This is a genomic window from Bradyrhizobium sp. SZCCHNRI2009, from assembly GCF_032485115.1.
In the GTDB taxonomy this organism is placed as follows: Bacteria; Pseudomonadota; Alphaproteobacteria; order Rhizobiales; family Xanthobacteraceae; genus Bradyrhizobium.
This window is the reverse complement of record NZ_JAUEUH010000002.1, coordinates 559424-576214: the sequence shown is the minus strand read 5'-3', so window position 1 is coordinate 576214 and position 16791 is coordinate 559424. Positions and strand designations below refer to the sequence as shown.

The 16791-nt window shown below is 65.6% G+C and carries 15 protein-coding genes; 11 read left to right on the top strand and 4 right to left on the bottom strand.

Features of this window, described 5'->3' with window-relative positions; all coding sequences use genetic code 11:
• Positions 1–27: 27 nt before the first annotated feature.
• The gene (locus QX041_RS10210) at positions 28–1206 is read right to left on the bottom strand and encodes a saccharopine dehydrogenase family protein (RefSeq protein ID WP_315711488.1); all 1179 of its coding nucleotides are present in this window, start codon (positions 1204–1206) and stop codon (positions 28–30) included.
• 131 nt (positions 1207–1337) lie between these two features.
• Positions 1338–2123, bottom strand: a complete 786-nt coding sequence (locus QX041_RS10205; RefSeq protein ID WP_315711487.1) for a DUF169 domain-containing protein — start codon at positions 2121–2123, stop codon at positions 1338–1340.
• Positions 2124–2309: 186 nt separating this feature from the next.
• On the opposite strand from QX041_RS10205, the gene QX041_RS10200 reads away from it, so the two are divergent.
• Positions 2310–4157, top strand: a complete 1848-nt coding sequence (locus tag QX041_RS10200; protein WP_316165187.1) for a tetratricopeptide repeat protein — start codon at positions 2310–2312, stop codon at positions 4155–4157.
• Here QX041_RS10200 and QX041_RS10195 read toward each other — a convergent pair.
• Complete coding sequence (locus QX041_RS10195; RefSeq protein ID WP_315755032.1) at positions 4154–4942, bottom strand: YdcF family protein; 789 nt, start codon at positions 4940–4942, stop codon at positions 4154–4156. The genes QX041_RS10200 and QX041_RS10195 overlap by 4 nt on opposite strands.
• Before the next feature lie 130 nt (positions 4943–5072).
• Between QX041_RS10195 and QX041_RS10190 the strand changes: the two genes are divergently transcribed.
• The 3 genes from QX041_RS10190 (at position 5073) to QX041_RS10180 (ending at position 7791) form a co-directional block, all read left to right on the top strand.
• Entirely contained in the window at positions 5073–6014 is a 942-nt protein-coding gene (locus QX041_RS10190) for an acetamidase/formamidase family protein (protein WP_315711483.1), read from the top strand.
• 1016 nt (positions 6015–7030) lie between these two features.
• Complete coding sequence (locus QX041_RS10185) at positions 7031–7228, top strand: hypothetical protein (RefSeq protein WP_006614936.1); 198 nt, start codon at positions 7031–7033, stop codon at positions 7226–7228.
• A gap of 86 nt (positions 7229–7314) precedes the next feature.
• Entirely contained in the window at positions 7315–7791 is a 477-nt protein-coding gene (locus QX041_RS10180; RefSeq protein WP_316165185.1) for a GcrA family cell cycle regulator, read from the top strand.
• Between the two features lie 170 nt (positions 7792–7961).
• Here QX041_RS10180 and QX041_RS10175 read toward each other — a convergent pair whose 3' ends face one another.
• On the bottom strand, positions 7962–8930 hold the full coding sequence (locus tag QX041_RS10175; RefSeq protein WP_316165184.1) for an SDR family NAD(P)-dependent oxidoreductase: 969 nt from the start codon (positions 8928–8930) through the stop codon (positions 7962–7964).
• Positions 8931–9154: 224 nt separating this feature from the next.
• Between QX041_RS10175 and QX041_RS10170 the strand changes: the two genes are divergently transcribed.
• From QX041_RS10170 to QX041_RS10140, 7 genes are all read left to right on the top strand, one after another.
• The gene (locus tag QX041_RS10170; RefSeq protein WP_315711478.1) at positions 9155–9310 is read left to right on the top strand and encodes a hypothetical protein; all 156 of its coding nucleotides are present in this window, start codon (positions 9155–9157) and stop codon (positions 9308–9310) included.
• Between the two features lie 400 nt (positions 9311–9710).
• A complete protein-coding gene (locus QX041_RS10165; RefSeq protein WP_316165183.1) occupies positions 9711–10820 on the top strand; it encodes a BMP family ABC transporter substrate-binding protein in 1110 nt (369 codons plus the stop codon).
• A complete protein-coding gene (locus tag QX041_RS10160) occupies positions 10817–11926 on the top strand; it encodes an ABC transporter permease (RefSeq protein ID WP_316165181.1) in 1110 nt (369 codons plus the stop codon). The genes QX041_RS10165 and QX041_RS10160 overlap by 4 nt, the downstream gene beginning before the upstream one ends.
• Positions 11927–11929: 3 nt before the next feature.
• Positions 11930–12856, top strand: coding sequence for an ABC transporter permease (locus tag QX041_RS10155; protein WP_315827196.1), 927 nt, complete (start codon positions 11930–11932; stop codon positions 12854–12856).
• Positions 12857–12871: 15 nt separating this feature from the next.
• Complete coding sequence (locus QX041_RS10150) at positions 12872–13555, top strand: isochorismatase family cysteine hydrolase (protein ID WP_315827197.1); 684 nt, start codon at positions 12872–12874, stop codon at positions 13553–13555.
• 50 nt (positions 13556–13605) lie between these two features.
• Positions 13606–15081, top strand: a complete 1476-nt coding sequence (locus QX041_RS10145) for an ABC transporter ATP-binding protein (RefSeq protein ID WP_316165444.1) — start codon at positions 13606–13608, stop codon at positions 15079–15081.
• A gap of 153 nt (positions 15082–15234) precedes the next feature.
• A complete protein-coding gene (locus QX041_RS10140) occupies positions 15235–16779 on the top strand; it encodes an oleate hydratase (protein WP_316165180.1) in 1545 nt (514 codons plus the stop codon).
• Positions 16780–16791: the final 12 nt, after the last annotated feature.

Sequence of the window (16791 nt, the reverse complement as noted above, 5' to 3'; positions counted from 1 at the left end):
GGCCGCGGCGGATGGATTCCACCGCTCTTAGCCCTCCACCGTGAACGTCAGGCCGGCGTGGTCCACCAGCCGCTGGATCAGGCTGTCGCGGAGCGCCGCGCCCGGGGTCCAGAACCCGCCCTTCACGCCGGCGCCGTCGCGCAACAGGCCGACGGCGCATTCACTGATCATCTTCGAGGTCGAACCGTAGCCGGGATCGCGGTTGCCCTTCACGGATGCGCGGACCTGGCGGCCGTCGGGGGCTATCGCGACGAAGAGAAGATTGTAGTAGCCGTTCTCGCGCTCCTCCTTCGAGGGACCCTCGCCCGGCTTCGGCGCGTTGGGGCCGGTTTTCTCGGCATTCGCCGCCATCACCTTCTTGGCGTTGGCCTCGCCCTTCTCGCCCGGGCCGGTCAGCACCATCTCGTCATAGACGAAGTCCTGCCCGTAGGGAAAACCCATTAGCATGTTGGAGCGGTGGACATTGCGGGTGTTGATCAGCGCCATCATGAACGGCGCCGTCCAGGACTGCAGATCTTCCTCATAGACGGGCTTGTTGCCCGACGGCTGCTTCGGACCCTTGAAGCCGGGCGTCAGGGCGAACGAGTCCTTGAGGATCGCGACCAGGCTCAGATCCTTGGCGACCGCATCGAAGGTCGCCTTGGCGCTCGCCGCGGTGCCGCCCGAGAGCGTGCCGCTCATGCCGCGGACGCGGCCCTTCACACGCGACGCTGCGGCGCCGAGCACCTTCTTGGCCTGCTGCTGCACGAAATAGACGCCGAGCTCGAACGGCACGGAATCGAAGCCGCAGGAGAACACGATGCGCGCGCCGCTCTTCTCGGCGGTGGCCTGATGCTTGTCGATCATCTGCCGCATCCACACCGGCTCGCCGCACAAATCGACGTAGTCGGTGCCGGTCTCGGCGCAGGCCGCGACGAGCTCGTTGCCATAGAGCTGATAGGGACCGACGGTGGTCAGCACCAGCTTCGTCTGCGCCACCATGGCCTTTAGGGATGCAGGATCGGCGGCATCGGCCGCGATCAGCGGCGTATCGGCGGGCGCGCCGATCGCATCGCGCACGGACGCGAGCTTGTCGAGGCTGCGACCAGCCATCGCCCAGCGCAGCGAGCTGTCGCCGCGATATTGCGTGGCCAAATATTCAGCGACGAGCTGCCCGGTGAAACCGGTCGCGCCATAGACGATGATATCGAACTTGGATGACGTCATTCTTGTTCCCTAGCGATCAGCTGCGATTTTAGTGCCCCGTCATTGCGAGGAGCGCAGCGACGAAGCAATCCAGAGTCCCGTCCTCAGCCCTGGATTGCTTCGCTGCGCTCGCAATGACGGAGTTTGCGGGTCTACTTTTTTCCATAAGACACATTCATTCCGGCGCGGACGTCGTTCTGGATGCCGTAGGGGGCGATCGGGTAGCGCAGGCCGTTCCTGGCAAGCTGTTTCATGCCGGCGATCGCCTTGGCGAGATCGGATGGCTTCAGCGCCATCAGCATCTCTTCGTCCGGCACGCCGCCATAGCGGCGCTCGGCGAAGCATGGCAGCGACAGGCTCGGCTCGCCGGTTTTCAGCGCGCGTCCCCAGGAGTCGGCGCAGGCGGTCTCGCCGACGACGCCCCATTCGAACTTCTTGTAGCCGACATATTGCAGGCCGTTGATCAGGATGATCATCTGTCCCGGCGTCGCATAGACTAGGCAGATGTCCGGCGGATCCAGCCGGCCGCTCGACAGCGGGCTGACGGCCATGGCCTGGTAGCGGCCGAACGGCACGACATCCAGCGCCTCCTGTCGCTTGCGCGCGTCCTCCGCCGTGCCGTGCCAGACGCCGACATAGTTCGCGCCCTCGAGCCAGGTGTCGTCCTGCGGGCCGAGCCCGATCACCGCGCGGCACTGCGCGCCGACCAGATCATCTCCGGTGATGCCGACTGTCCAGCCGAGCCGCGAGGCCATGCTGACGATCTGGTCGGTGGTGTGCACCGCGTTGGGCCGGCGGATCTTCTCCACCGCTTCCATGTCCTCGACGCGGGCGAACATCTTGATGCCGATCACGGTCGTCTTCAGCCGCAGCAGGCCGTTGAGATCGGCCACCATGGCCGCCAGATCCAGCCTGTCCGTCCCGTTCGGCTGTTGCATGTGGCGCTCCCTCCCTACCGCACCGCCTGCCGGTCCAATGCGTGGTTCGACTTCGGGGCGCTTGTTAGACCCTCGCACCGCGTGATGCCAGTATTTCCGCCCTCCGGGCTCGCCCGCCATACCATGATCCTTCTCGATATTACGGGAATCACTTATGAATTTTCGATCCTCGGACAGGATCAGTCGATGACCCGCAGCGACCGGAAGGAAGGCGCCAAGAGCGCAACGGCCGGCCCCGGCGGAACGCCCGTGCTGTCGCCCGCCGCGCTCTACGAGGCGGGACTGCATCACCTCGGCGGAGGGCGTCTGCTCGATGCCCAGATGTGCTGCGAGCAGGCGCTGGCGGCCGACCCGGCCCACGCCGACAGCCTTGCGCTGATGGGCATCATCGCGCTGCAGACCGGCCAGCACGACCATGCCGTTGCGTGGTTCTCGCGCGCGATCCGACAGACGCCGAAGATCGACTATCTCACCAGCCTCGGCTTCACTCTGAAGCAGATGGGCCGGCTCGACGACGCCCTCGCCGTCTTCGACAAGGCGATCCAGCTCAAGCCCGACGAGGCCGAGTTGTGGAAGCATATGGGCGGCGTGCTGCTGGCGCTCGACCGTGGCGCCGAGGCGCTGCTGAGCTATCAGCACGCGCTGACGATCGATCCTTCGCACCGCGAGGCCGCGTTCCAGAGCGGCCTGCTGCTGCATCAGCAGCAGCGTTATGAGGAAGCTGCCCAGGCCTTCACGATCTGCCTGACGCAGCAGCCGAATGACCTGCAGTCGCTGCAGATGCGCGCCCGGTGCCTCCGCGAGCTCAAACACTACGACGCGTATCTGGCCGATTGTGAACGCGCGCACGCGCTGGCGCCAACCGAGGCGATGGCCAGCAACAATCTCGGCGATGCGTTCGTCTGCCTCGGCCGCAACGCGGAGGCGCTGCCGTGGTTCGACGAGGCGCTGAGCCTGCGCCCGAACTTCGTCGAGGTGCTGCTCAACAAGGGTTTTGCGCTGATGCAGCTCCTGCGTTTCGAGGATGCTGCTGCCGTCTACCGGCAGATTCTCGCGCTCGTCCCCGATCATCCCAAGGCGGCGTGGCAGCTCGCGCATATCGAGCTGCAGTGCGGCGACTTCGTCTCCGGCTGGGCCCGGCGCGAGGCGCGCTGGGCCATGCCGGATTTCTCGATCGACTATCCGCGCTTTGTCGAACCGAAATGGCTGGGCAAAGAGGACATTTCCGGCAGGACCCTCCTGATCGAGGAGGACGAGGGTTTCGGCGACACCATCCAGTTCGCCCGCTACGTGCCGATGGTCGCCGCGCGCGGCGCCAAGGTGATCTTGGTGGTGCGCGAGGCGCTGCGGCCGCTGATGGCCGGCATCGACGGTGTGACGCAATGCCTCGCCTACGCGCCGGACCTGCAGCGGCCGGTCTTCGATATGCACTGCCCGGTGATGAGCCTGCCGCTGGCCTTCGGCACCACGCTCGATACCATTCCACCGCCAAGCTATCTCCCGCCACTGCCGGCCGAGCGCATCGCGGCCTGGGAGCGGCGGCTCGGAGCGCATGACCGGCTGCGGGTCGGCCTCGTCTGGTCCGGCAATCCGCATCAGGGCAACGATCGCAACCGTTCGATGCCGCTGTCGACCTTGCTGCCGCTGCTCGATCTCGACGCGGATTTCGTCAGCCTGCAAAAGGAGCTGCGGGCCACGGACAGAGCGCTGCTGGCGCAGCAGGGCGGCATCCGCGACCTCACCGGCGAGCTGACCGACTTCGTCGAGACGGCGGCCTTGATTTCCTGTCTCGATGTCGTCGTCACGGTCTGCACCAGCGTCGCGCATCTCGCCGCCACGCTCGGACGGCCGACCTGGATCATGCTGCCCCACCTCGCCGACTGGCGCTGGCTCAGGGATCGCGACGACAGCCCGTGGTATCCGAGCGCGCGGCTGTTCCGGCAGGATTCGAGCTGCCGCTACGAGCCGGTCGTCGCGCGCGTGCGCGGCGAGCTGGCGGCGAAAGCGGCGGGCTTCAGCAAGACGATTGCCTAGGCCGGTCCCGGAAACAGATCGTCGATGCGGCCGCGCAGGCGGTAGGCCACGAGCCCGACCCATTCGCGCACGGCGATGTCGGCGCGCCGCAGGCCGAGCAGCGAGATGCCGTCGAAGTCGAGCACGCGGCCGACGCGCCAGTCCACCGGATAGGGCTCGACCGGAAAGCCGGCCTTGCGGAACAGCCCGACCGAACGCGGCATGTGATAGGCCGAGGTCACCAGCAGCCAGCGCTCGCCCGGCTTCGGGGAGATCATCGCCTTGGAGAAGATCGCATTCTCGTAGGTGTTGCGCGACTGCCGCTCCAGCAGCAGCCGCTCCTTCGGCACGCCGAGGCTGAGCAGGATCTCGGCGCCGACATCGGCCTCCTTGGCCTCTGTCGCGATCAGGTTGGCGCTGCCGCCGGTGAACAGGATGCGCGCATTCGGATAGCGCCGCGCCAGCGCGGCGGCCTGGATCACCCGGTCGGCGCCCGCCACCGTCACCGGCATGCCGTACATGACCGACAGGTCGGAATCGACGGGACCACCGAGCACGATGATGCCGTCGGGCGCGCCGTTCGCCGGGTCCCATTTCGGAAACCGGCTCTCCAGCGGATAGAGCATCAGGCTGCCGAGCGGCGTCAGGCCGACGATCGCCAGCAGCAGCATGGCCGAGACGACCAGCCTGCGCCCCAGCACGGCAAACCGGGTCAGCATCAGGATGGCGCCTGCGAGGCCCAGCGCGATCATGAAATTGGTCGGCAGTGCCAGCAGGCCGAGCGTCTTCGACAGCACAAAGAACATTGCGAGCTCCGGCGCGGAGTGAGGTGCCACGGCCGCCCTCATACACGACAGCGGCCATGCGTCGCCATCTCTCTGCGGCGGCCAGCGGATGCGCTATGCTCGGTCCCGAACCGGTACGAATGAGAGGACCATGGCCCATCACCATCTGCACGCGAGCCCCGAGACCTGCCATTGGGGCTTCTTCGAATCCCGGCTGAAGCCGGTGCTCACGATCGACAGCGGTGACGAGGTCACGATCGATTCGATCAGCGGCGGGCCCGACGTGGTGCCCGACACCAGCAAATTCCACGTGCCGCCGGAATTGTTCGACGTCCACGCCCGCAGCGAGCGCATGGTGCCCGGCCACATCCTGACCGGCCCGATCGCGGTCAAGGGCGCGGAGGTCGGCGACGTGCTCGAGGTCGACATCCTCGACGTCCAGCTGCGGCAGGACTGGGGCTACAATTTCATCCGGCCGCTGGCGGGCACCCTGCCCGACGATTTCCACGAGAGCCGGCTGATGAACATCCCGCTCGACAAGGACCGGATGGTCGGCAAGCTGCCGTGGGGCCTGGAGCTGCCGCTGGCGCCGTTCTTCGGCGTGATGGGCGTGGCGCCGCCGCCGGCCTGGGGCCGCATCACATCGCTGATCCCGCGGGCGATGGGCGGCAATCTCGACAACAAGGAGCTCGGCGCCGGCGCCAAGCTGTATCTGCCGGTGTTCGTGCCCGGCGCGCTGTTCTCCTGCGGCGACGGCCACGGCGTGCAGGGCGACGGCGAGGTCTGCGTCACCGCGATCGAGACCGCGCTGCAGGGGCGTTTCCGTCTCACCGTGCGCAAGGATCTCAACTTCGACTATCCGCGCGCCGAGACGGCCACCCACTACATGACGATGGCGATGGACCCCGACCTCGACCAGTGCGCGGTGAAGGCGCTGCGCGACATGATCGTGCTGCTCGGCGAGAAGCGCAATCTGTCGCGCGAGGACGCCTACACGCTGTGCAGCCTCGCCGCCGATCTGCGGGTGACCCAGACCGTCAACGGCTCCAAGGGCATTCATTGCATGATCGCGAAGGCGGTGGTGCACGGGTGAGAAGACAGGGCTGAGCGTCGGGCCAAACACACTGCTGTCGTCCCTGCGAACGCAGGGACCCATAACCACCGAACCAAGTCGTGACGCGAGGTGGTTGGACTTGCGCAAGCCAACTGCTCCCTGGGGTTATGGGTCCCCGCCTTCGCGGGGACGACGCCATTGATGCCGCGCGAGGGAGCGCATCGAACGACGCGTGACGTCGCGCTGCCGCGGCAGATCCTGCCCGGGTCATGCTGCAGATCTCACCCTCTGAAATGTCGGAGGGCGCAGGGAAGGCCAGGCGCCGGCTGGCGCCTGCGGCCCGCCTGCGAGAAAAAATGCAGGCGGCAGGTACCACAGGTGCAGCCGAGAACGCCCGGCCTTCCCTGCGCGATGGTCTTCACGCTTATACGCAGTCTGCCTGGTGCGCCGGGCTTGTTGGCCACCATGATCCGCGCGGCGCGTCGGCGCCGTCGCGAACGTAACACCAGCGTCGGGGTGTCAGCACGCTGCGACTTCACGTCCGCGCCGAGCCGTTCGTCCGCGCACCCGAGAGGATACGCTGCGGCTCCATCACGGCCATCGCTCCCCGCCTCGCGGGTCGTGACGATCGCGCGCAACGCCCCTCCGGCCGAGGCGGGATGGCGGCACTAAAGCACAATTTCCGGAAAAGCGAAAGCGTTATTTCTGGAATGACGAACTTTTCTCGCCGTGACCGTGATGACCCGTCTACCTGCTCTGCTGAAAATTCACCAAGGGGATCCCGAAGCAGGCGCCGCGGCACGGCGGTGGTTGAAGCGACCATCGGGCACCGCGGCTCACGCGAATCTTCCCGGCCCGTGCTTCCCCGTACCATTCCGGCCCCGGACTCGCCGAGCGGGCGGAGAGTCACCGTCGCGACCTCGCCGATTCGTCATATTTCGATAAAATTCAATATCTTAACCAGTTATCCCCAAGCCGCTGTACAACCTATTGGATTCCTAATAGAGTCTAAAAAGTTACTTTTCTGTACACCGGTTACGGACTAGCTTTTAGGCATGGCGACGGAAAAAGCCGAAACTGACCGCATCCCCGTAACCCTAGCCCTGGCAACCATCGGCTATCTCGAAAAGCTCGTGAAACAGGGAACCCACGGCACCAGCGTTCCGGGTGTCTGCAGAACGTTGATTGAAGAAGGCATCCGGCTCGCCATCAAGGATGGGCTGCTGTCGATTCGCGACAACGGACGGGCGTAAGCTAGGGACACGCAACGCGGACAACAGTTTCGGTGCAGCCGTCGGCCAGGACGATCCAGGACGGATCAAACTTGGAAGCGACAACAATGCCCGCCGAACGACAGACACTCCCCACCTGGACCGAGGAACGGCTCCAGGCCCTGAAGCAGCACTTTGAGGCCGGGCTGACCTGCCGAGAGATCGCCGCCGAGCTCGGCGTCAGCCGCAACGCCGTGATCGGCAAGATCTCCCGCCTGGCGCTGACGCGCGACAATGGCGGCGACACCAGGCGCGTGGTGCGCGGCGAGACGACACGCGATGGCGCACGCCGTCCCGTGCCGAAGCTGCGCCGCCGCATCCTGCGCGCGGTCCAGAACGACCCGCCGCCTGCGATCGTCGAGGAACCGGTCGGCACCGTCGTGAATGGCTGCTCGCTGTTCGAGCTCTCCAAGGAACGCTGCCGCTGGCCGATCTCGACGCCCGGCGCGGATGATTTCTGCTTCTGCGGATCGAAGCCGATCGAGGGGCTGCCGTATTGCCCGAGCCACACGCGGATGGCGTACCGGGTGGCGTCGTCGAGGTAATGAGGGCGGCGTAGCAAAGATCCTACGGGCCTAATGGCTTTCACGCTTTGCCTAGTCTCCGCATTTTGCGGGGACGGCGCGGCGGCCTCGTCTCCCCTCCCCCTTGCGGGGAGGGGAGCTCACCGTCTCGGGGCGAGAGATCCCGTCCCAACTACACCAATGGACCCGCCCTACCCCAGCTTCCACCCAGCCTCCTGCGCGAAGCGCTGGAAGAATTCCGGCTCGTAGGCCTGCTCCGGTGATTGGCGCACACGCAGGTCCAGCAGCTTGGCGTCCTCGCCGACGAGGATGCGCCATTGCTCCGCCTTGACGCCGTCGAGGATGATCTTGGCCGCCTGTGCCGCCGTGGTCGGCGCGTCCTCGAGGAAGCTGCGGGCGCGCTCGCGGGCGGCAGCCTGGATGTCGGCATCGCTCATGGCGGCGACGTCGATGCCCATGCCCTTCATGCGCTGGCGCGCAAGCCCGATCTCGGTCTCGCTCAGCTCGTCGGACTCGGTGCCGCTCTGCACCTTGCGCGAGTTCGACACGATCGAGGTGCCGATGTGGCCGGGCATCACCACCGAGCATTTGATGTGCGGGGCGTTGAGGCGGAGGTCGTTGATCAGCGCTTCGGTAAATCCCTTCACCGCGAACTTTGCGGCGCTGTAGGCGGTGTGCGAGACGCCCATCCCGACCGAGGCCCAGAAGCCGTTGACGCTCGAGGTGTTGACGATATGGGCCTCGTCTGCCTTCAGCAGCATCGGCAGGAAGGTGCGGACGCCGAGATAGACGCCGCCCCAGCAGATGTTGAAGGTGCGCTCCCACTGCTCCCGGGAGTTGGTGAACAGGCTGCCGCCGCCGCCGATGCCGGCATTGTTGAACAGCAGGTGGATCCTGTCCGTGGCCTGCTGCTCGGCGAGCTCATCGCGAAAGCGCTGCAGCTGCGCTTCGATCGAGACGTCGGCGACATGGGTGGTGACACGCAGGCCCTGCGGCAGCTTCTCGGCCTCGCACAGCCGCTTGGTTTCGGCCATCGCCTCGGCCGAGACGTCGCACATGGCGACGTTGCAGCCTTCGGCAACGAGCTGGCGCGCGAGCTCGCGGCCCATGCCCATGCCGCCCCCGGTGATCACGGCGATCCTGCCGGCGAAATCCTTCATTGGATGGTCTTCCTTCCCTGCTGCGGGACGGCCATGCCGTCCCGGCGACCTGCTCGTTCTCTTCGCGGAACGCGTTCCGAGCTTAGGACGTTTCGCCGGCCTGACCAGAGGGGATGTCGGGGATTTGCGTTGCAGCGCATGCAACGAAGATTTCAGCTTGGGGTTGAACCTTCTCGAGGGGCGTCCGACTTATTCCACGGGGAGGCAGGCTCGAGGAGGTTCGCATGGCGTACCAACAGGGGCACTGGCAGGACGAAGGCTGGCGCGACACGATGGTCGATCCCGCGGGATCTGACGACGGCGCCTATGTGACGGGCTGGACGATCAGCGGGCTCGCAGTGATCGGCACCATCGTCGCGGTCTGGCTGCTCGGGATCTGAGACCCGAGACGGTCTGCAGCAGATATGAAAAGGCTCGCCACCGGCGATCGGCCTGCGCAGGACGATTGCGCCGCCTCTCCTCCTCGCCGCGACGTTCGTTCTGCACCGCTTTGAGCTGGAGGCCGCCGCCGCGTCGCAGGCAGCGGTACAGGTCCCATCCGGTCGAACTCGTTGCATACAATTAAAGTCAGTTGACTAAATTTTAGGCTGATATCGGGCAGGAAATTCGTCTGCCCAAGCTGCGATCATCTGCAAAATCGCGCCATTTCAACAGCTTGGTGCGCCTGCCTTCCCACGCGCCGCTGGCACAAAGCTTGCGATCACTCCCTTCAAGGCTCCGCCGTGGCGGTGAAGCCGAGATGACAGCGCGGGCGGACCGACCCGCCGAGGGAGCTCACCAATGGACTTTGGCAGGATTTCACGACGGCATCTGTTGCAGGGTGGCGCGGCGCTGACGCTCGGCGCAGCCGCGGGCCTGCGGCCGGCCTTCGCAGCGGAGACGACGATCGGCTTCATCTATGTCGGCTCGCGCGACGATTACGGCTACAATCAGGCGCATGCGCAAGGCGCGGCGGCGCTGAAGAAGCTGCCCGGGCTGAAGGTGATCGAAGAGGAGAAGGTGCCGGAGACCGACGCGGTCGAGAAGACGATCGAGTCGATGATCAATCTCGACGGCGCCACCCTGCTCTTCCCGACCTCGTTCGGCTACTACAATCCGCACATGATCAAGATGGCCGCGAAGTATCCGAAGCTGCGCTTCGAGCACTGCGGCGGCCTGTGGAGCGAGAAGGACCCGAAGAACGCCGGCTCCTATTTCGGCTATATCGACGAGGCGCAGTACATTGCCGGTATCGTCGCCGGCTATACGAGCAAGAGCGGCAAGCTCGGCTTCGTCGCCGCCAAGCCGATCCCGCAGGTCCTGCGCAACATCAACGCCTTCACGCTCGGCGCCAAGCTCGCCAATCCCAAGGCCACCACGCAGGTGATCTTCACCGGCGACTGGTCGATGCCGGTCAAGGAGGCCGAGGCCACCAACAGCCTGATCGACCAGGGCGTTGACGTGCTGACCTGCCATGTCGATGGTCCCAAGACGATGGTGGAGAATGCCGCGCGCCGCGGCGCCTTCGTCACCGGCTATCACGTCAACCAGTCGCCTTTGGCACCGAAAGCGTATCTCACGGGCGCAGAATGGAATTGGGAAGCGCTGTATCCGAAGTTCGTCAAGATGCTCCAGGCTGGCGAGAGCATTCCGAACTTCTATCGCGGCGGCCTCAAGGAAGAAGTGGTCAAGATCTCGGCGTATGGCGAGGCGGTGTCCGAGCAGGCGCGCAAGCATGCCGACGAAATCAAGAGCAAGTTCCTCGGTGAGGGCTACACCATCTTCAAGGGCCCGATCAAAGACAACAAGGGCAACACCGTGATCACCGCCGGCACCGAGCGCGGCCAGAAGGATCCTGAGCTCGAGAAGATGGACTACCTGGTCGAGGGCGTGATCGGAGCCACGTCGTGACATCAGAGGCGGCCGATCCGGTTGATGTGGCCGCCATCGCGCCGGCCGCCGACGCAGGTTTCCTGCAACGTTATGGCGCGAGCATTGAATACATTCTCATCCCGGGCGCGGCGCTGGTCGCCGCGCTCATCGTGTTCGGCATCTTCGTCGCGCTGTTCGGCAAGAACCCGCTCGATCTCTATTGGTACATGTATTACGGCGCGTTCGGCACCTGGTTCTCCTGGCAGAACACGCTGACGCGGGCAGCTCCCTTGATTCTGACAGCGCTGTGCACCGCCCTGCCCGCGCAATTGGGCATGGTGATCATCGGCGGCGAAGGCGCGCTCCTGATCGGCGCGCTCTCGGCAACCTCGGCGGCACTGGCGCTGCAGGGGATGCCGCCGCTGATGGTGCAGATCGCGATGGTGATCGCCGGCATGACCGGCGGCGGGTTGTGGATCCTGCTGTCCGGGGCCTTGCGGCAGTATCGCGGTGTCAACGAGACGATCTCGAGCCTGCTGCTGGTCTATATCGCGCTCGCGATCCTCAACCATCTCGTCGAAGGCGCGATGCGCGATCCGGCCAGCCTCAACAAGCCGTCGACGCGCGAGATCGGCGCCGCCAACATGATCGGCAGCATTCCCGGCACCGACGTGCATTGGGGCCTGGTGTTCGGCCTGATTGCCGCCATCGCGGCCTATGTGCTGATCTACCACACCACCTTCGGCTTCGCCGCGCGCGTCGCCGGCGGCAACATCCGCGCCGCCAAGATCGTCGGTCTGTCGGTCGGCAAATTGATCCTCACCGTCTGCTTTCTCGCCGGCGCCTGCGCCGGCTTTGCCGGCATGGTCGAGGTCGCCGCCGTGCAGGGCCGCACCAACGCCAATCTCGCGGTCGGCTACGGTTTCACCGGCATCCTGGTGGCGTTCCTGGCGCGGCAGAATCCGCTCGCCATCATTCCGGTCGCGATCCTGCTCGGCGGCATCAATGCGTCGGGCGGACTGCTGCAGCGCCGGCTCGGCCTGCCCGACGCCTCGGTGCTGGTGCTGCAGGGCATCATCTTCATCTCGGTGCTGGCGAGCGACGCGCTCTACGGCCGCATCGGTTTCCTCAAGGGAAAGTCCTGATCCATGGCTGACGGCAATATCGGGCTCTGGACCGTGCCGCTCGCGGTGCTCGGCGGCGCCATCCGCGTCTCCACGCCGTTCCTGTTCGTGAGCCTCGGGGAATGCATCACCGAGCGTTCGGGCCGCATCAATCTCGGCCTCGAGGGCACGCTGGTGATGGGCGCAATGAGCGCCTATGGCATCTCCTATCTCACGGGATCGCCGTGGGCAGGCGTGCTCGCCGCTGGCCTCACCGGCGCGCTGCTCGGCGCGCTCCACGCCGGCATCTGCTCGCTGCCGCGCGTTAACGACGTCGCGGTAGGAATCTCGCTGATGCTGTTCGGCACCGGCCTCGCCTTCTTCCTTGGCAAGCCGCTGATCGAGCCCACCGCCGCGCGGCTGCTGGCGATCGATTTCGGCTGGTGGAGCGACGTGCCGCAGGTGCGCGCGGCCTTGCGCATCAACGTCCTCTTCCTGCTCGGCGTCGTGCTCGCGCCGTTGCTGCTGTGGGCATTCAAGACCACGCGCTGGGGCCTCCTGATCCGCACTGCCGGCGAGAGCGCCGATGCGGCGCGGGCGATGGGCCATTCGGTGCTGATGATCCGACTGCGCGCCACCATGGCCGGCGGCTTCCTCGCCGGCATCGGCGGCTCGTTCCTGTCGCTGTTCTATCCCGGCAGCTGGAACGAGGGCTTGTCGTCGGGACAAGGCATCACCGCGGTCGCGCTGGTGATCTTCGCACGCTGGGACCCGATGCTGTGCCTGTGGGCCTCGCTGGCGTTCGGCGGTGCTGCCGCGCTCGGACCGGCGCTGCAATCCGTCGGCGTCACCTCCGGCTATCATCTGTTCAATGCCGCGCCGTATATCCTGACGCTGCTGATCATGATCATCACCTGCTCGCCGAAACGCACCCTGAGCGGCGCGCCGGCTGAATTGTCCATCACCCGCTGATTTCGGAGGTCCATCATGACCACGCGCACCATCCGCTCCGAGCCCTATGCCTGGCCCTACAACGGCGATCTCCGTCCAGAGAACACGGCACTGATCGTGATCGACATGCAGACCGACTTCTGCGGCGTCGGCGGCTATGTCGACAAGATGGGCTATGACCTCTCCTTGACCCGCGCCCCCATCGAGCCGATCAAGACGCTGCTGACGGTGATGCGCGCGCAGGGCTTCCTGATCATCCACACCCGCGAGGGCCACCGCACCGATCTCTCCGACCTGCCCGCCAACAAGCGCTGGCGCTCGCAGCAGATCGGCGCCGGGATCGGCGATCCCGGGCCGTGCGGCCGCATCCTGGTGCGCGGCGAGCCGGGCTGGGAGATCATTCCCGAACTCGCGCCGGCTCCGGGCGAGATCGTCATCGACAAGCCCGGCAAGGGCTCGTTCTGCGCCACCGACCTCGAGCTGATCCTGCGCCTCAAGGGCATCCAGAACATCGTGCTGACCGGCATCACCACCGACGTGTGCGTCCACACCACGATGCGCGAAGCCAATGACCGCGGCTTCGAATGCGTGCTGCTGTCGGACTGCTGCGGCGCCACCGACAAGGGCAATCACGATCACGCACTGAAGATGATCAAGATGCAGGGCGGCGTGTTCGGCGCGGTCGCGACCTCCTCCGCGCTGATCGAGGCGCTGTCGTGATCGGCGACGATCCGACGCCTGCGGGCGCGTTCGGCGTCGAGGCCATCGCGATGACGATGCGCTTCGGCGCGTTCACCGCGCTCGACAATGTCGAGCTGAAGGTCAGGCCCGGCTCGTTCCACGCGCTGCTCGGCGAGAACGGCGCCGGCAAGTCGACCTTGGTCAAATGCATCATGGGCTACTATCGGCCGACCGAGGGCGATGTGCTGATCGCCGAGCGCGAGCGCGCAATCGACAACCCCAGGGATGCGCATGCGCTCGGCCTCGGCATGGTCTACCAGCACTTCACGCTGGTACCGGCGATGACGGTGGCCGAGAACCTGGTGCTGGCGCGTGACGACGTACCGGCGGTGGTCAACTGGGCAAAGGAGAAGAAGGAGCTGGAGGCCTTCCTGGCGCGCATGCCGTTCCGCGTGCCGCTCGACGCCAAAGTGTCGGACATCTCCGCCGGCGAGCGGCAGAAATGCGAGATCCTCAAGCAGCTCTATCTGAAGCGGCGCTTCCTGATACTGGACGAGCCGACCTCGGTGCTGACGCCGGGCGAGGCGGATGAAGTCCTGGGCATGCTGCGCAAGATGGTCGAGGCCGGCGAGCTGACCATTTTGATGATCACCCACAAATTCCGCGAGGTCATGGCGTTCGCCGACGAGGTCACGATCCTCCGGCGCGGCAAGCTCGCCGGCCGCGGCAAGGTCGGCGAGCTCACCCCCGACGACATGGCGCGGATGATGATCGGCGCCGAGCAGCTCACCGTACAGCCGGCGCGCACCGGCGCGGCCGGTGCGATCAGGCTCGCGATCGACAAGCTGGTCGCCCGCGACGACGCCGGAGGCCTGGCAGTGCATGACCTGTCGCTGACCGTACGCGCCGGCGAGATCGTCGGCATCGCCGGCGTCTCCGGCAACGGCCAGCGCCAGCTGGTCGAGGTGCTCGCCGGCCAGCGCGAGGCCGAGAGCGGCGCTGTCAGAGTTTCCGGCGCAGCCTATTCCGCCACGCGCGACGAGATGCGCCGGCACAAGATGTCGCTGCTCCCCGAGGAGCCACTGAGGAACGCCTGCGTCGGCGGCATGAGCGTCGCAGACAACATCGCGCTCCGCGATTTCGACCGCGTTCCGTTCGCGCGCGGCGGCTGTTGGCTGAACAAGTCCGCCTTCCGAAAGGACGCGACCGCCAAGATCAACCGCTACAAGATCAAGACCCGCACGCCGGACACGCCGATCTCGGCACTCTCAGGCGGCAACGTGCAGCGCGCCGTGCTGGCGCGCGAGCTCGGCCACGACGTCGAGGTGCTGATCGCCGCCAATCCCTGCTTCGGCCTCGACTTCGCGGCGGTGGCGCAGATCCATGCCGAGATCATGGCCGCCCGCAACCGCGGCGCAGCCGTGCTCCTGGTCAGCGAGGACCTCGACGAGCTGCTCGAACTGTCGGACCGCCTCGTGGTGATGTTCCACGGCCAGCTGGTCTACGAGACCCGGGCGAGCGGTGCCGATCTCACCGAGATCGGCCGCCACATGGCGGGGCATTGAGCCGGCCCCGCGAAACGACTTCAACGTGTTGACGACTAATTCATCGCGCCGGGGTAACATGGCTCCCGGCGGGCTTTGATCGGCCTGTGATACGCCGCGCCTGCCCGCATTTTCGTTATTGTGTTTCAAACCCTTAGATTGCAGGTCGGTCTCATGAAGGCCTATTTCATCGGCGGCGGCATCGGTTCGCTCTCAGGCGCAGCATTCATGATCCGCGACGGCGGCATCTCCGGATCGGACATCACCGTCTTCGAGAAGCGCCTGCCCTATGGCGGCAGCCTCGACGGCACGCGTCTTCCGGACGGCTCCTACTCGATGCGCGGCGGGCGCATGCTGACGACCGAGCAATACGAATGCACTTGGGACCTGCTGTCGACCATTCCCTGCGAAACCAACGCTCAGGAGACCATCCTCCAGGAGACCGTGGCGTTCAACAAGCTCCACGTCACCCACGCGCAGGCGCGGCTGGTCGACGGCAACCGGCACAAGGTCGACGTCTCCACCATGGGCTTCTCGATGCAGGACCGCATCGAGATGACCAGGCTCACCGAGGCCTCCGAGGAGAAGCTCGGCAATTCCTTGATCTCGGACTGGCTGTCGCCGCCTTTCTTCACCACCAATTTCTGGTACATGTGGCAGACGACGTTTGCCTTCCAGACCTGGCACAGCGCGGTCGAGTTCAGGCGCTATCTGCGCCGCTTCATGAACGAATTCCCGATGATGGATACGCTTGGCGGCGTCAAGCGGACGGTGCACAATCAGAACGACTCGATCGTCAAGCCGCTGGTCCGCTGGCTCGAAGGCCACGGCGTCAACTTCGTCGGTGGCACGGATGTCACCGATATCGAGCTCGTCACCATCAGCGGCAAGCACCGCGCCGTCAGGCTTGCTCTGACGCAGGACGGCGCGAGCCGCACGATCGATCTCGCCGACGACGATCTGGTGTTCTACACGGCCGGCTCCATGACGGATGCGACCAGCCTCGGCAGCCACGGGGCTCCGCCGCAACAGCTCACCAAGGACGACAGCCACGGCTGGACCCTGTGGGAGAAGCTCGCACAGGGCCGCCCCGAGTTCGGCAATCCGGCCGCGTTCAATTCATCGGTTCCGGAATCGAGCTTCGAGTCGTTCACGGTGACCTGCCGCAATGCGCGCTTCTTCGATGCGATGCAGACTTTCACCGGCAATGTCGCCGGCACCGGCGGGCTCGTCACGTTCAAGGATTCGAACTGGCGGATGTCGATCGTGCTCTACACCCAGTCATACTTTCCGGACCAACCCGACAACATCAGGATCTTCTGGGGCTATGGGCTCTATCCCGATCGCGTCGGCAATTTCGTGGGGAAGCCGATGTCCGAGTGCAGCGGCGCCGAAATCCTGAAGGAGCTGTGCGGGCATCTGCGCTTCCCGCTCGCCGTGTTCGACGAGGCGACCTGCGTGCCGTGCTGGATGCCCTACATCATGAGCATGTTCATGCCGCGCAGCTATGGCGACCGGCCGCTACCGGTGCCGCTCACCTCGCAGAATCTCGCCTTCATCGGCCAATATGTCGAGCTGCCTGAGGACGCCGTCTTCACGATCGAATATTCGGTGCGCGCGGCCATGCATGCGGTCTATCAGCTCTTGAAGATCGACCGGGCCATTCCGCCGGTGACACCCTACGACAGATCGCTGAAGGTCTGCTGCAGTCGGTGGTGAAATCATTCGCCT

Bases quoted from the DNA above. Each gene is read 5' to 3' on its own strand.
- QX041_RS10205 (WP_315711487.1), bottom strand. From the start codon at position 2,123: ATGCAACAGCCGAACGGGACGGACAGGCTGGATCTGGCGGCCATGGTG.
- QX041_RS10175 (WP_316165184.1), bottom strand. From the start codon at position 8,930: ATGAAGGATTTCGCCGGCAGGATCGCCGTGATCACCGGGGGCGGCATG.
- QX041_RS10150 (WP_315827197.1), top strand. From the start codon at position 12,872: ATGACCACGCGCACCATCCGCTCCGAGCCCTATGCCTGGCCCTACAAC.
- QX041_RS10210 (WP_315711488.1), bottom strand. From the start codon at position 1,206: ATGACGTCATCCAAGTTCGATATCATCGTCTATGGCGCGACCGGTTTC.
- QX041_RS10190 (WP_315711483.1), top strand. From the start codon at position 5,073: ATGGCCCATCACCATCTGCACGCGAGCCCCGAGACCTGCCATTGGGGC.
- QX041_RS10155 (WP_315827196.1), top strand. From the start codon at position 11,930: ATGGCTGACGGCAATATCGGGCTCTGGACCGTGCCGCTCGCGGTGCTC.
- QX041_RS10195 (WP_315755032.1), bottom strand. From the start codon at position 4,942: ATGTTCTTTGTGCTGTCGAAGACGCTCGGCCTGCTGGCACTGCCGACC.
- QX041_RS10165 (WP_316165183.1), top strand. From the start codon at position 9,711: ATGGACTTTGGCAGGATTTCACGACGGCATCTGTTGCAGGGTGGCGCG.
- QX041_RS10180 (WP_316165185.1), top strand. From the start codon at position 7,315: ATGCCCGCCGAACGACAGACACTCCCCACCTGGACCGAGGAACGGCTC.
- QX041_RS10170 (WP_315711478.1), top strand. From the start codon at position 9,155: ATGGCGTACCAACAGGGGCACTGGCAGGACGAAGGCTGGCGCGACACG.
- QX041_RS10200 (WP_316165187.1), top strand. From the start codon at position 2,310: ATGACCCGCAGCGACCGGAAGGAAGGCGCCAAGAGCGCAACGGCCGGC.
- QX041_RS10145 (WP_316165444.1), top strand. From the start codon at position 13,606: ATGACGATGCGCTTCGGCGCGTTCACCGCGCTCGACAATGTCGAGCTG.
- QX041_RS10185 (WP_006614936.1), top strand. From the start codon at position 7,031: ATGGCGACGGAAAAAGCCGAAACTGACCGCATCCCCGTAACCCTAGCC.
- QX041_RS10140 (WP_316165180.1), top strand. From the start codon at position 15,235: ATGAAGGCCTATTTCATCGGCGGCGGCATCGGTTCGCTCTCAGGCGCA.